At 29.1% G+C, this 13937-nt stretch carries 17 protein-coding genes; 13 read left to right on the top strand and 4 right to left on the bottom strand.

What is annotated here, in order from left to right:
• The first annotated feature begins 12 nt into the window (after positions 1-12).
• From L2Z92_RS14085 to L2Z92_RS14035, 11 genes are all read left to right on the top strand, one after another.
• Positions 13-1185, top strand: a complete 1173-nt coding sequence (locus L2Z92_RS14085; RefSeq protein ID WP_236454740.1) for a DUF2059 domain-containing protein — start codon at positions 13-15, stop codon at positions 1183-1185.
• Between the two features lie 131 nt (positions 1186-1316).
• On the top strand, positions 1317-2129 hold the full coding sequence (locus tag L2Z92_RS14080; protein ID WP_236454738.1) for a hypothetical protein: 813 nt from the start codon (positions 1317-1319) through the stop codon (positions 2127-2129).
• Between the two features lie 102 nt (positions 2130-2231).
• Positions 2232-2531 carry a DUF6576 domain-containing protein gene (locus tag L2Z92_RS14075; RefSeq protein WP_236454735.1) on the top strand — a complete coding sequence of 100 codons (300 nt, stop codon included), beginning with the start codon at positions 2232-2234 and terminating at the stop codon, positions 2529-2531.
• Between the two features lie 5 nt (positions 2532-2536).
• Positions 2537-3388, top strand: coding sequence for a hypothetical protein (locus L2Z92_RS14070; protein WP_236454732.1), 852 nt, complete (start codon positions 2537-2539; stop codon positions 3386-3388).
• Between the two features lie 3 nt (positions 3389-3391).
• Positions 3392-3814, top strand: a complete 423-nt coding sequence (locus tag L2Z92_RS14065) for a hypothetical protein (RefSeq protein ID WP_236454730.1) — start codon at positions 3392-3394, stop codon at positions 3812-3814.
• Positions 3815-4070: 256 nt separating this feature from the next.
• Complete coding sequence (locus tag L2Z92_RS14060; protein WP_236454727.1) at positions 4071-4478, top strand: hypothetical protein; 408 nt, start codon at positions 4071-4073, stop codon at positions 4476-4478.
• A 124-nt stretch (positions 4479-4602) separates the two neighbouring features.
• Complete coding sequence (locus L2Z92_RS14055) at positions 4603-5214, top strand: DUF2238 domain-containing protein (protein WP_236454725.1); 612 nt, start codon at positions 4603-4605, stop codon at positions 5212-5214.
• A gap of 2 nt (positions 5215-5216) precedes the next feature.
• Entirely contained in the window at positions 5217-5774 is a 558-nt protein-coding gene (locus L2Z92_RS14050) for a GNAT family N-acetyltransferase (protein WP_236454722.1), read from the top strand.
• A 3-nt stretch (positions 5775-5777) separates the two neighbouring features.
• Entirely contained in the window at positions 5778-6920 is a 1143-nt protein-coding gene (locus L2Z92_RS14045; RefSeq protein WP_236454719.1) for an ABC transporter ATP-binding protein, read from the top strand.
• Positions 6921-6932: 12 nt separating this feature from the next.
• Complete coding sequence (locus tag L2Z92_RS14040; RefSeq protein ID WP_236454716.1) at positions 6933-8486, top strand: hypothetical protein; 1554 nt, start codon at positions 6933-6935, stop codon at positions 8484-8486.
• A 6-nt stretch (positions 8487-8492) separates the two neighbouring features.
• Positions 8493-9344 carry an aldose 1-epimerase family protein gene (locus L2Z92_RS14035; RefSeq protein ID WP_236454714.1) on the top strand — a complete coding sequence of 284 codons (852 nt, stop codon included), beginning with the start codon at positions 8493-8495 and terminating at the stop codon, positions 9342-9344.
• A gap of 45 nt (positions 9345-9389) precedes the next feature.
• Here L2Z92_RS14035 and L2Z92_RS14030 read toward each other — a convergent pair whose 3' ends face one another.
• Positions 9390-9671: a hypothetical protein gene (locus tag L2Z92_RS14030; protein ID WP_236454712.1), complete on the bottom strand. Its 282-nt coding sequence runs from the start codon at positions 9669-9671 to the stop codon at positions 9390-9392.
• A gap of 174 nt (positions 9672-9845) precedes the next feature.
• Positions 9846-11357 carry a S8 family peptidase gene (locus L2Z92_RS14025; protein WP_236454711.1) on the bottom strand — a complete coding sequence of 504 codons (1512 nt, stop codon included), beginning with the start codon at positions 11355-11357 and terminating at the stop codon, positions 9846-9848.
• A 177-nt stretch (positions 11358-11534) separates the two neighbouring features.
• On the opposite strand from L2Z92_RS14025, the gene smpB reads away from it, so the two are divergent.
• Complete coding sequence (gene smpB, locus L2Z92_RS14020) at positions 11535-11987, top strand: SsrA-binding protein SmpB (protein WP_236454709.1); 453 nt, start codon at positions 11535-11537, stop codon at positions 11985-11987.
• Positions 11988-12006: 19 nt separating this feature from the next.
• Here smpB and L2Z92_RS14015 read toward each other — a convergent pair whose 3' ends face one another.
• Positions 12007-12648 carry a protein-L-isoaspartate(D-aspartate) O-methyltransferase gene (locus tag L2Z92_RS14015; RefSeq protein ID WP_236454692.1) on the bottom strand — a complete coding sequence of 214 codons (642 nt, stop codon included), beginning with the start codon at positions 12646-12648 and terminating at the stop codon, positions 12007-12009.
• A gap of 99 nt (positions 12649-12747) precedes the next feature.
• Here L2Z92_RS14015 and L2Z92_RS14010 point away from each other — a divergent pair, with 99 nt between their 5' ends.
• Positions 12748-13716, top strand: a complete 969-nt coding sequence (locus tag L2Z92_RS14010; protein WP_236454689.1) for a Gfo/Idh/MocA family protein — start codon at positions 12748-12750, stop codon at positions 13714-13716.
• Positions 13717-13766: 50 nt separating this feature from the next.
• Here L2Z92_RS14010 and L2Z92_RS14005 read toward each other — a convergent pair whose 3' ends face one another.
• A complete protein-coding gene (locus L2Z92_RS14005; protein WP_236454685.1) occupies positions 13767-13904 on the bottom strand; it encodes a hypothetical protein in 138 nt (45 codons plus the stop codon).
• Positions 13905-13937 lie beyond the last annotated feature (33 nt).

The following is a 13937-nucleotide window of genomic DNA, read 5'->3' as shown; positions in this document are numbered from 1 at the left end:
TAAGCAAAACCCATGGTAAAAACAATATACTTGGTAATATTAACATTCCTATCGATTCAAGGAAATGCACAAACCATTGAAGAGAAAATAGAACAACTAATAGAGCGCGATGGAACTATTAGTACTATCGAGAAACAAATTACTCAAACAATTAAGTTTCAAAAAAAAAGCAACTTAGTAATTCATGACAATTATTGGACAGCCTTAAAAAATAAGGTTAGTAAAAAATCTATTGATGAGTTTAAGTTAATAGTAATACCCATTTATTCTCAAAATTACACAGAATCTGAAATTGATAGTCTTATAACTTTTTTCAATTCAAAAACAGGGAAATTGATTACCCAAAAACAACCCCTATTATTAGACCAAATGAGTTTAGGCTTAATGCAATGGTCTGAAAATCTAAATTCTTACATTATTGAAGAGATTGAAAATAAAGGAAAAAATGATACAAGTGCTAACGAAATTGAAAAATTTGCAACAGAATTTAAAACGAAATATGGATTGCAAATACTCAATATGAATGATCTTGCAATCGACCAAGAAAATAATATTGGAGATTTACTAGTTGACTTTGGAAAAACAGATGGAAAAGAAGACTTAACCAAAGTGATTCGTATTAAAAACAACTCAAATAAAGAAATTACGTTTGAAAAGCCAACTTTATTAAACAGTCCAGCCTTAAAATTTGATTGGGGAAATGCACCTGTAAAAGTTGGAGAAACAAGAGACTTAAAAATAACACTAATTGCAGAACAAGCTGAAAATAGAAATTACGCATCATTTCCTATTAATTCTAGTAATGGTAATAAAATTCAAATAGGAATTAAATATGAAGCGCCTACAAAAGAAATAAGTTTTGAAATATCAGAAAATAAATTAAAATATAAAAAACTAAAAAAAGACGTATCAAAGCCCTATGTTTTTGTTTTAAAGAATACTGGTAAGAAAGACTTCCATATTTATGATATTAAAATGAACAAGGCAATTGCATATATAAATTATAGCAAAGAAGTTTTAAAACCAAATCAGAAAACAGAAATAAGGATTATTATTTCAAAAGAGTTGATTGATAAGTATACTATTAACGACCCAAGATTAAAGTTGAAAGTTGATTTAAAAAAGGGAAATATGGATAGCTTTTCAAACTATTCTAATGAAACAATCGAATTATCAATCGAATAAAAAACTCATCTAATTTGGTAGCTTACCGATAAAATTATTCTTAGAAATTTAAGGTTTTAAGGATTATCTAATTCTTAAATAGGAAAGCTATCCTTTAGTACTATCAAATAATGTAATGTAACAATACTTCAATGAAAACAATACTACAAATACTACTCTTCTTTACAAGTAGCAGTACATTTTCTCAAACACAAATAATTGAGAACTTTAATACTATAGAAACAGGCTACGAATTATACATAAATTATTATGGAGGAGTTATAAGTGATAGTACAAAAGCTAGAAGCATCATTCTAAATAATCCTGAAAAAATAAAAGCTTTAGTGCAAAATTGGCAAGGAGAAAAAGTTAATTATGTAGCCAAATGCGGATTTGATTATACAATCTATCTTATAAAAGACAAAAAAATTATTGAGCAAATTGCTTACAACTCTGAGTGCAATTTTGTTCGAACTGAAAATAGTAATTTTAAAACAACAACAAATCCATTCCTCTCTGTAGAAAAGGATTCAACTTTTAAAAATTACGAATTCTATACTGATAATTATAAAGAAGCAAGGTATGTACTTAATACAGCTTTAGAATTTAAAAACATCTATATTCCTCATTTAAAAAGCTATGATAAATGGAGAACGTATGAAAATAGTTTCACCATACATATTAAAGAGAAGAGTAAAAGTAAAAAATTAAAACAAGCTGAAGTCTATCAAAAAGAAATACACGATAAATACCCTTTAGATAATTTTGAAATTGATTATTTAAGGAACTATAATGACACAACAGTAATAAACATAAATTGTCACCCTGGTTTTTGGGAAAAATTTACTCTTTATGAAAAGAAGAAAAACGGTCCTATTGAATCCTTATTTTTTATCACTTTTTTGGGCGACAAATATGAAATTGAAAAAATTGAAAAAATAAAATACGAAGCAATAAAACAATGAAATCATTAACTCAGTTTACCATATAGTGCCAAAATAAAAAATATTTAAATACTTTTTTTATCTTCGTAAAAAAATACAACTGCAAACCGAAGAAAAATAATAATGAATACCTTTACGCTTCTACTACACAACTTAGCTTTTTCTGATGCATCAGTATTAATTCCCCTTATAGTTCTCATTTTTGGCTATTGGCTAATACAGAAAACAAACCTATTCTCTTCTTCAAACAAAGCAAAATCATCCTTAGATGATGATAAATACTATACTATAGACGATAAATACAATGCTGAAAAAGTAAGAAAGCAAAAAGAACTTGATAAATTGTTAGAAAAAATAAGCAAAAAAGGAATTGATGGACTATCTACAAACGAGCGTAAAAGACTAGACGAACTTTCAAAATAATGAACATGCAAAAAGTTTTTAGAATTTCAGTTTTGCCCCTACTCTTTATTGCAATTTTCAGTTGTAATGATACTAAAGTCAAACAAACCCCAGAGCCAGAGATTAAAGCAACTCAAATAGACACAATCAGTGATATTGAAGAGATTGTTGAAGAAATAGATACTATTACCTACGATACAGACTACTATCCGATTGATACTTTATTAACCACCAAAATACTTATTGAAAGTACTTTTCATGAAGATGAAATAGATGAGTCGTTTTTAAACAAAGAATGGTTTGCTCTTGTAAAAAACAAAAAGGAATATCAACTTACCGAAACAAAATTAATTGCCAAACGAATTCATGATGTTGTTCTAGACGAAAGCGAAAAGGATAAAACAGGTTGGAAAATAACAATATCTTCAAAAGACACATCGCTTCTTTTAATAGAAGCGCAACCTTATCTTTCTGAAAGAAAAATTCAAAACTATAATCTACCTGAATACATCTACCCACAAGATACAGTCTCATTCAGTTACCAAAACAAAGCCTACAAACTATTTGCAACTGGCGGAAAAAGAAAAGAGACAGAAAGTTCCGATTGGTATATCGTTTGGAACTACAAACTCTATTTGACCACAACAGTAAACGGAAAAGAAGTAACAGAACTGCTCTTAGCAAGTCCTCAATTTGATGATACTATGGTCAGAATCCTATTTGCTGGTGATATAGATGGAGATGAAAAATTAGATTTAATACTAGATACATCGAGTCATTATAATGCTTCTAGTCCTACATTATACTTATCTAAACCCGCAGAAGAAGAAAATAAAATCATAAAACCTGTAGGTATTCACACAAGTGTAGGTTGTTAAAAAATGGACACAATACGTTTAATAGCTAAAGAGAGTCTAGAAATTATTCCAAATAAAAATTCTAGAAAAAATAAGGATTTAAAAATCTATGCTTGGAAATTAGAACGTTTTCAATCAAAAATAGATATTGGAGATATATGCTATCACGTTTTCCCATCTTCTTCTGATTGTCAAGATCAAACATTAAAAACAATTGCACAAATTATAAATAAAACCACATTTTTTGATTTTGATTATACTCCCATTGAAAGAGATTTTTTATCCATAATAGATCAAAAAAATAATGATTGTTATATCAATTTCATCTTTTTAAACAAAAAATGGATCGAAGAAGTATACTGTAATAGATTAAGAGATTCTTTTTCAGAAATATATTTTGAATTTAAAAATGGAGAATTAAGAACATTCAATACTATTTTTAAATAACAATTTCATAACAAAAAACGCTTTTTAATAACAATAAAACAAACTAATTAACATATTAAAAACAAGAAGTATATTTCTTCTTCACTCTTCTTATATCTCCATTTTTTCAAACATTTTGTTTTGGCATAGTTCTTGAATGTAGTGAGCCGATAAAACATCTAGTTCACTAAAAATCAGTTGGATTAAAGTTTTATTTTAATTAAAAAAAGTATTAATTTTGCACTCCGAATTTCGTTATTAACTAAACACAACACAAATGAAAAGAAATTACTCATTACTACTATTATTATTTATTATAGGGTTTAATGTTCAAGCACAAAAAATAGATTTAAAAAGAGGTAGCGTAATAGCGAATGACCAAAAGGTATTTGATTATGACAAACGAAATTTAGGAAGTGAAATTTCTATCTTCAAATTAGGATCGAAAACAGAACTTATATATATAGAAGTTAGTAACAACAATACATTATCTTATTTAAATGACGATTATGTGAGAATTGTATTTCCTCAAAATGAAACTACAGTTTTATCAACTACATTAATAGATAAAAATTTTGAGAAAATTATACAATTACTATTTCTTGACAATGTGGTTGACTTTGAAGGAAACATCAATCCAGAAAACTTAAAATTATTTACTAGAAAATACAACAATAAAAAATAGTAAATAGTTACTGCTATAAAAAAGTGTCTCTTAATTTTAAATAATTAAGAGACACTTTTTTTACATCATATTTCGAAAAAACAATTTGTTTTGACTATTTTTGAATGAAGTAACATTCTTACAAATGAAAACGAAACAAATTTTTATTCTACTCTTCTTTATCGGATTCATTGTTTCGGGTATACAACCAAAAGAATATTTTACTTGGTTTTTAGAAGTATTACCTGCAATTATAGGTTTATTTATATTGGTTCTCACCTATAAAAATTTTCAATTCACCAACTTTACCTATTTTTTTATACTGATTCATTGTTACATTTTGTTTCTTGGCGGACATTATACCTATGCTGAAGTACCTTTTTTCGATTGGATAAAAGAAACATTACATCATTCACGAAACAATTATGATAAAATTGGTCATTTTGCACAAGGTTTTGTTCCCGCAATGATTATACGAGAACTATTCCTTCGTAGGAATGTAATTGCCAACAAAAGCTACTTCAATTTTATAATCGTTTCTATTTGTTTAGCTATTAGTGCAGCCTATGAATGGATTGAATGGTGGGTTTCAATTGCCACTGGAGAAGGTGGAGATGCCTTCTTAGGAACACAAGGATACATTTGGGACACACAATCAGACATGCTTGTCGCTACAATTGGAGCCATTTGTATGCTTATTTTCTTTAGCAAAAAACAAGATGAAGCAATAAAAACTTACCCAATAAAAAACACATAAATATGTCCTATACTTTCTCCCCTTTCCCAAACCTAGAAAGCGATCGTTTACTATATCGTGCAATAAATGAAAATGATGCCAATGAGATAATTGCGCTTAGGGGAAATGTCGAAAACATGAAATACATTCCTAGACCTTTAGTAACAACAACCGAAGAGGCTTTGGCACACATCAAAATGATTCAAGATAAAATTGAAACAAATGAAGGGATCAACTGGGTAGTTACAGAAAAAGGGAGTGATAAACTCATTGCATTAATTGGGCATTACAGAATAAAACCAGAACATTTTCGTTGTGAAATTGGTTATATGTTTCTGCCTGGGTATCATGGAAAAGGATATGCAACTGAGGCTATTAAAACCATTCTGAAATATGCTTTCAACGATATGAAGATGCACTCTGTTGAAGCAATAATTGATCCAAAAAACACAGGTTCAGAACGTGTGCTCCAAAAAAACGGTTTTGTAAAAGAAGCACATTTAGTTGAAAATGAATATTATGACGGTAGATTTATTGACTCCGTAATTTATTCTTTATTAAAACGAAATTTTATACAATAATATATGACTGAATTTCAAAAACAGTTCAAAGAAGTAGAAGAACTCCTTCAATTTGAAGAATACAATCAAGTAACAAAACGAGTAATCGATTTTACTCTCGATACAGAAAATATCGAATTTTACGCAAAGACAAATCAGTATTTAAACTGGCTTGATGGCAATGAGAAAAATGATACAGGGAGAAAAGAAAAATTACAAACACTTCTTAATGAACTTTATCATTTTCTAGACAAAAAAGAGACTCGTCCGCATGAAACCATTATAGAAGTAGAAAATCTAGAAAAAAGATACAATTCTAATTTTGCCTTGGGACCAATCAATCTGGCTATAAATACAGGAGAAATTATTGGTTTAGTAGGAGAAAATGGAAACGGAAAAACAACCTTACTTCGTAGTTTGTGTGGAGAACTTAATCCTACTTCGGGAACTATTAAGTATCATTTTGATTATGAAGATGGTTACGACTTAAAAACCAAACTTGTATACATTCCGCAGCGCACAGATACGTGGAGAGGTTCAATGTATGAAAACTTAGAGTTTACAGCTAGTTGCTATGGTTATCTTCCTGAAGAAAATAATTTGGTTATCGATTTAATAATTACTCGACTAGGACTACGTAAATCCAGAAACCACAATTGGAGTGGTTTATCATCGGGTTACAAAATGCGATTTGAATTGGCTCGAATGTTACTCCGAAAACCTAAAATATTACTGATTGACGAACCTTTAGCAAATCTTGACATTTTAGCACAACAAACAGTTTTAGACGATTTTAGAAATATTGCAAATTCTCCCTTTAGACCCATTGCTATTGTTTTAAGCTCGCAACAATTGTATGAAGTAGAAAAAACTTCTAACCAAGTTGTTTTTTTAAAACAAGGAACCCAAAAGAATTTAAATGCCGAAAACGACATTGCAAAGCATTGTATTATAGAGTTTGAAAGCACACAAAGTTTGAGCGATTTAAAAAGTGCTTTTACAGTTATTAACATCATTTCATTAGAACAAAATGGTGGAACTTATATTGCAACTTTTCCCGAAAACATTAGCATACATGATTTTATGAAAGCAATTATTAATCAATCAATTGCAATAAGTTATATGCGAAATATTTCTAACTCAACACGTCGCTTTTTCGTCAACTAAAACACATTCAACATGTTTAAAGATATTCAAAAAAAACTTTTACTAAAATATCCATTATTGTGGAACACAAAATTTGTTCCAATGCTCATTATTGGACTCATTTATCATATTATCTATTTCATTTTAGGCTATGCCGAAGGCTCAATTGATTTTACAGGAAAAACTTATGATCCTGATAATGAAGTTGCGATTAATTTCTTTGGTTTTCTATTAAGCTTAATTATCATTATTTTATGGATTGTTTATTATTTACGAAATAATTCTTTTAAAGCTTTATACAAAAAAAGCAAAAATGCATTATTCTATGAATGGCTACAAATTTTCATTATTTCATACATCTTTATTTCATTTGCATTACCTTTTTATCTAGGAAAACAGCTAAGAGAAAGAAGTTATTATTCTTATGAAGAAACACAAAAAAGATGTGAAACAATTTGTTTATCTGATGTTTTTATAGATGGAAGTTTCGCAGAAACGGAAAGGGACTCTATAAAACAAGAAAACTATATAGCAGAGAACGCAGATGAAAATGAATATAATGAGTATGACAATGAAGAATATAATAGAAACGGCTATCATTATTTCTATAAAGATCATTTATATTATAAAGGCACAAAATACAATGAAAACTCACTTATTAATAGACAAATAGATAATTTCGACATCATAAACTACGAAAGAGAAATTCAGTTAAAAGAACAAATTAAAAATTGGTTACACACTAATAATAAAGTAGCTGTAAAAAACTTAATGAATGATTTCTTAAAAATATATAAAGAACATCAATTAGAGACCAATTTAGATTTAAACAAATGGTTTTCTATTACCTATAAAGCACCTGATTTTACTGAATTTTCATATATTACTGCTTATGATTTTAGAGAAGATGATAGAGAAAATCAAAACTATTATGATTACTCAAAAGAGAACTACAGAAGACATACAAATGGTAAAAAATATTCTAAATACTTTTTTCAATATGATATCCTTAAAGAAAAATATAATAAAGTAAGTAATGCTCATGTAGACCCACTTTTTGAATATAACGCAATTTTGGCATTTTTATATGGAGCATTGGCATTTTCATTATTGCTTTTCTCTTTTAAAACCACTTCTGGAAAATCGTGGTTAATTGCATTAATTGTATTTGGGGTTTTAAATATTATTTTTGGTTTAGGCTCAGTTTTAATTCGTTATTTATACAATTATACTATAGACGAAACTATTACCTACCTATCAATTTGTTTACTTTTTATCCTGTTCTTTATTGGATATTATATCATCAACACACATATTCAAAAGAATAAAAAATTTACAGAAATTGCTCTAATTTTATCAACTTGGACATTTAGTATGGTAATTCCATTTATCTATTTTATTATACTTGAACATTATAAAGACACTTACATTTTTAATGAATTAGGAACAAATACTCGAACAGAATTCTACTATACATTAACTGATTTTGTTCCTTATATGTTCTTAATTAATTTTATCATTTCAATAATAGCATTATTCCTGTTTTCAAGATCCATACGTACTTGGAAAGGTTTACCAGAAAACTAAAAAAATATGATAGTTACACTAAAAAACAATACCCTTTCAGCAACCATAACTACTTTGGGTGCTGAATTGGTTACTTTAAAAAAAGAAGAAACCAACTATATTTGGACAATAGATGAGAACTATTGGAACAAAACATCACCCGTATTATTCCCTATTGTTGGAAAATTAAAAAACGACACTTATACCTTTCAAAACAAAGAATTCACTTTGCCTAGACATGGTTTTGCAAGAAATTATAATTTTGAAATTAATCATCAAACTGAAAATGAAGTTGTTTTTTCTTTAAAAGAAAATAATGATACGCTAAAAATATATCCGTTTTCTTTCGAATTACAAATTCATTATACATTATCTACTTCAGGCTTAAAAATTAGTTATTCCATACAAAACAATAATGATGAAATTATGCCCTTTTCAATAGGTGCACATCCTGCATTTGCTATTCATGGAGATTTTAACAATCATAGCTTAATTTTTAGTAATGAAACAGAAGCATTTGAAAGTCATTTATTAGAAAATGAATTATTTTCAGGTGAAACGATTCCTATACCTTCCAAAAATGGAATAATAGCTCTTAATTATTCACTATTTGAAAAAGATGCTTTAGTTTTTAGAAACTTAAAATCGGAAGAGTTGACAATTGCATATAAAGACAATCCAATATTAAAAGTAAACTTTAGAGGTTTTCCCGATTTAGGAATTTGGACAAAAGTAAATGCCCCCTTTTTATGTATTGAACCTTGGTATGGTCATGCCGATGAATCTTCTACAAACGGACAATTAGAAGACAAAAAAGGGATTCAAAGAATAAATCCAAAAGAACATTTTAAATGTTATTTTTCGATAGACATACTTTAAAAAAAAGGCTTTCTTATAATAAGAAAGCCTTTTTTTTCTACCTTTTTAAATTACTTTATGAATTCTATTAAGTGGAATTACTACACCTTGTTTCAGAATAACTCTATTGTCGGTTACGCCCCAAACAGTAGTTTCTGTCATTTTCATAGATGCATCATCTTCAAAATAAATTTTAATTTTTAAATGCTCTAAATTTCCAAGAGACAAAGCTCTGTCTAAATCAGTTCTTCTTTGTGAAACAGCTTCTTTTTCAGTTAACACTTCCGAACTCGGAAAATGTAAGGAAGCTATAGATTCTTTCTCAATTGTTTGATATCCTAAAGTCATAGTAGATAAGTAAATAGGTTAATTAACATAAAAGTAATTAAAAAATCCAAGTAAATCATAAAAAATAAAGTTAAAAAATCATTTACTAAGTAATATATTAACACCTGGAATAAATAAAAAAGCAGATTGAAATTCTTCAATCTGCTTTTATGAATTAACAATTATATTTTATAGTTATTGAACCGCTAAAGCTGCGTTTATATTTCCATAACCGTAATCTGAACTCTTATTAGGGTAAAGCGATGAAGATTGTCTCAGTTTATTTAAAACTTGATCTTTATTCCATGTTGGGTTTTTAGACCAAACTAAAGCAGCGATTCCTGCTGTTGTAGCTGTAGCTACAGAAGAACCACCAACATAATCGGTTTGGTTTTCATAATAACTTAATACTGGTGCTGTGTTTCCAGAAGCCGATCTTTCCATTACTACAGTAAATTCAATCTTACTACCAGAATGACAGTTAGAACATTTATTATATCCCGATCCTTCTTTAATACCAGTAACAGCAACCGTTTCATTCATCCAAGCTGGAAAAATTACTCCAACAAAATTTGTAAAACTAGTAGATGTTCCACCAGCACAGAAAATTAGTTTCCCTCTATTATTAGCATATCTTACACCGTCTTCTATTCTTCCTACAGAGAAAATATGTCCCATAGACATTGAAATAATTTTTACAGAAGAATTATTTCCTAATCCAACAAATGCATTCTGAACTCCTTTTTGCTCATGATAACCTTCTAAAACAACATTTGAAGCTGCTCTGTAAGAAATTAAATTCGCATTATACGCTACACCAACTGGTAAGCCTTTATTGTTTCTTGGAGCAGTTGCAGTTGCCGTCATACTTGTTCCGTGACCACATTGGTCATTTGGTCCATCTGTAGATGTAGACCATGGCCAAAAAGAATCAACATACGTTCCATATTTTTGAACCGTTCTTCCAGACGAATCTCCATTGTTAAAATTACTTCCCAATAATGACTGATTTGGAGAAACTCCAGAATCGATTACACCAACGGTAATTCCAGCACCTGTACTTTTCGCCCAAGCATTTGGTATATTATGTTTGTAGAAATTCCAAGGTACTTTAGCATTTGGAGTAATGGTAGTATAATCTGAACCACTTAAAGACTCAGAATCATATCCACATCCAGAAGAACCCGAGCTTTTATTAGCTCCATTTTCTTGTTCGAAAGTGAAATATTTATAATCTCCTGGTTCAATATATCGTATTCCTTTATTTTTTCTTAACAAGAACAACGTTTTTTGATCTTTAATGATAACATCGATAATATTCAGAACTGGGTCTTTATAAATAACCACTTTTTCGGGCGAATCAGACTCATTTTCTTTTATTATTTTCAAAATCTCATCTTCAATACCCGAAGCTTTCCCTGAAGCTTTCTCAAAATCATTTAACGATTCTCCGTAACCAATTGTTACTAAATTTGAACCATGTTGTGTTGCGCTCCACAACATTTGCAAAGAAGCATCTTTCCAATAAAATTTCCCAGTTTGTTGAAGTGTTTCTTTAATTTCATCATTAATCTGTTTTGTAGATAAAAGCTCTTGATTAAAATTTTCAGCATCTACAGCATTCTCTTTTTCATAATTGTCTTCAGAACAAGAGACCATTATCCCTAAAAATGCAAAAGTGCATATTTTTAAAAGATTTTTTTTCATATTGTTATAGTTTTATGGTTTGTTGTTGCGAATATATAAAAAAATCAATTCAAAATATAAAGAGTTTTTATTTTTTTATGCATAATTTTAAACTTATAATAATTCAAAAAAAATATACTCATAAAAAACAAACTAGAAATTTTAATATCACATTTTTCTAACTACTTTTGTATCCCTATGCAAAAAACGATTAACATATTAAACAAAAGAGCAAAATTCGATTATGAATTGATCGACAGATATACTGCTGGAATTGTTTTAACAGGTACAGAAATAAAATCCATCCGTTTGGGTAAAGCATCTATTGCTGAAAGCTTTTGCGAATTTCATAATGACGAACTTTTTGTTATTAACGCCACTATCGAAGAATATCTTTATGGTACACATTATAATCATAGAGCAAAAAGCGAAAGAAAGCTATTACTCAACAAAAAAGAATTAAAGAAATTATTTAAAGATAGCGACAATAAAGGGCTAACTATTGTTCCTTTACGATTATTCACTAACGAAAAAGGATTAGCCAAATTAGATATTGCGCTTTGTCGAGGAAAGAAAAACTATGACAAACGAGAATCTTTAAAAGAAAAAGATACAAAAAGAGACCTAGATCGAATTAAAAAATCTTTCTAGGTTTTTTAATATCATTAGTTTAATTTTTATCTTCCAATAAAGGTACAAACCGGAATTCTCCAAACTCATGCTTTTCGAATTGGGATTCATTTTTACGAATCAACATCGTCATAACCTGACTGTCTTCCCCTAATGGAATTACTAATTTTCCACCAATTTTTAACTGAGCCATAAGAGGTTGTGGAATAAAAGGAGCACCAGCTGTTACAATAATACTATCAAATGGTGCATATTGAGGTAAGCCTTTATAACCATCTCCGAAAGAAATATGCTTCGGACGAATTCCTAATTTAGGCAACAACAAAGACGTCTTCTTAAAAAGCTCATTTTGTCTTTCTATAGTAAACACTTTAGCACCTAACAAACACAAAACAGCTGTTTGATAACCACTTCCTGTTCCTATTTCTAATACCTTGTGTTCTTTTTGAACTTCTAATAATTGACTTTGAAAAGCAACTGTATAGGGCTGAGAAATAGTTTGCCCAGCGCTAATGGGAAAAGCCTTGTCTTGGTATGCGAAATCCTCAAAACTTGAGTTCAAGAACAAATGTCGAGGGATTTTTTTAATCGCATCCAACACATTTTTATCAATTATTCCTTTTTCTTCTAATAGTTTAGCTAATTGATTTCTAAGTCCTTGATGTTTGGGAGTATCTTTCAAAGTAATATGGGTTAGTTTTCGGTAAAAATAGAAAACTAATTCTCAAATATCAATTATAAATTCTCAATTTATTGCTATTTTTGTTGAAAATACTCTATTATGCTAAAAGTTGGTGTTCTAGGTGCTGGACATTTAGGAAAAATACATTTACGTTTATTAAATCAATCTTCAAAATACGAATTAGTTGGGTTTTATGATCCTTTTGAAGAGAATGCTATAAAAATTGCTAATGAATTTGGATATAAAAAATTTGATTCCATCGCTGCCTTAATTGAAGCAGTAGATGTTATTGACATTGTTACCCCCACTCTTTCTCATTATGATTGCGCTCTAGAAGCTATAAAAGCTGGGAAACATGTTTTCTTAGAGAAGCCAATTTCGAATACAGTAGCAGAAGCGGAAGAAATTATTACGCTTGCGAAAAAACACAACGTTAAAGGACAAGTGGGACATGTTGAACGATTTAATCCTGCATTTATTGCTGTGAAAGATCAAATTCAGAACCCAATGTTCATTGAAACACATCGTTTGGCTGAATTTAATCCTAGAGGAACAGATGTACCTGTGGTTTTAGACTTAATGATTCATGATATTGATGCTATTTTAAGCGTTGTAAAATCGAAAGTTAAAAGCATCAATGCTAGTGGTGTTGCTGTAATATCAGACTCACCAGATATTGCTAATGCAAGAATTGAATTCGAAAATGGTTGTGTTGCCAATATAACTTCGAGTAGAATTTCAATGAAAAATATGCGTAAATCACGTTTCTTTCAAAAAGACGCCTACATTTCTGTTGATTATTTAGATAAAATTTGTGAAGTTGTAAAAATGAAAGATGCTCCAGAAATACCTGGAGATTTTGATATGATTCTTCAAAATGCGGAAGGTGTTAAAAAACAAATCTATTTCAACAATCCACAAGTGAATCCAAACAATGCAATTCTTGACGAACTAGAAACTTTCGCAGATGCTATTAATAATAATACAACTCCAATTGTAACTTTAGAAGATGGTACAGAAGCATTACGTGTTGCTTATCAGATTATAGAATCTATGGAGAGAAAATAGATGGATAAAACAAAAAGAAAAATTATTTACAACATCATAAGTGTAATTATTTATATACTTATAGTTTCATTTTTATCAATAGAAAACATTGTTCCTGATGCAATGTTTTTAGTTGGTTTTATAACTATAATTACTAGCACTTTTTTGTTTTTACTAAAAATTAATCTAGATAGATTCAAACTTTTCATTTGGATTAATTTATTTTTTTTTTGTTTCTTTAC

The sequence above is a fragment of the Flavobacterium jumunjinense genome (genome assembly GCF_021650975.2).
GTDB classification, from domain to species: Bacteria; Bacteroidota; Bacteroidia; order Flavobacteriales; family Flavobacteriaceae; genus Flavobacterium; species Flavobacterium jumunjinense.
The sequence above is the reverse complement of the archived record's forward strand: the minus strand, read 5'-3'. Positions and strand labels throughout refer to the sequence as shown.

Excerpts from the sequence above, each read along its gene's own strand:
- L2Z92_RS14060 (WP_236454727.1), top strand. The coding sequence starts at position 4,071 with ATGAAAAGAAATTACTCATTACTACTATTATTATTTATTATAGGGTTT.
- L2Z92_RS14010 (WP_236454689.1), top strand. The coding sequence starts at position 12,748 with ATGCTAAAAGTTGGTGTTCTAGGTGCTGGACATTTAGGAAAAATACAT.
- L2Z92_RS14030 (WP_236454712.1), bottom strand. The coding sequence starts at position 9,671 with ATGACTTTAGGATATCAAACAATTGAGAAAGAATCTATAGCTTCCTTA.
- L2Z92_RS14040 (WP_236454716.1), top strand. The coding sequence starts at position 6,933 with ATGTTTAAAGATATTCAAAAAAAACTTTTACTAAAATATCCATTATTG.
- L2Z92_RS14025 (WP_236454711.1), bottom strand. The coding sequence starts at position 11,357 with ATGAAAAAAAATCTTTTAAAAATATGCACTTTTGCATTTTTAGGGATA.
- L2Z92_RS14085 (WP_236454740.1), top strand. The coding sequence starts at position 13 with ATGGTAAAAACAATATACTTGGTAATATTAACATTCCTATCGATTCAA.
- L2Z92_RS14005 (WP_236454685.1), bottom strand. The coding sequence starts at position 13,904 with ATGAAAAGTTTGAATCTATCTAGATTAATTTTTAGTAAAAACAAAAAA.
- L2Z92_RS14070 (WP_236454732.1), top strand. The coding sequence starts at position 2,537 with ATGCAAAAAGTTTTTAGAATTTCAGTTTTGCCCCTACTCTTTATTGCA.
- L2Z92_RS14080 (WP_236454738.1), top strand. The coding sequence starts at position 1,317 with ATGAAAACAATACTACAAATACTACTCTTCTTTACAAGTAGCAGTACA.
- L2Z92_RS14045 (WP_236454719.1), top strand. The coding sequence starts at position 5,778 with ATGACTGAATTTCAAAAACAGTTCAAAGAAGTAGAAGAACTCCTTCAA.
- L2Z92_RS14075 (WP_236454735.1), top strand. The coding sequence starts at position 2,232 with ATGAATACCTTTACGCTTCTACTACACAACTTAGCTTTTTCTGATGCA.
- L2Z92_RS14065 (WP_236454730.1), top strand. The coding sequence starts at position 3,392 with ATGGACACAATACGTTTAATAGCTAAAGAGAGTCTAGAAATTATTCCA.
- smpB (WP_236454709.1), top strand. The coding sequence starts at position 11,535 with ATGCAAAAAACGATTAACATATTAAACAAAAGAGCAAAATTCGATTAT.
- L2Z92_RS14055 (WP_236454725.1), top strand. The coding sequence starts at position 4,603 with ATGAAAACGAAACAAATTTTTATTCTACTCTTCTTTATCGGATTCATT.
- L2Z92_RS14035 (WP_236454714.1), top strand. The coding sequence starts at position 8,493 with ATGATAGTTACACTAAAAAACAATACCCTTTCAGCAACCATAACTACT.
- L2Z92_RS14050 (WP_236454722.1), top strand. The coding sequence starts at position 5,217 with ATGTCCTATACTTTCTCCCCTTTCCCAAACCTAGAAAGCGATCGTTTA.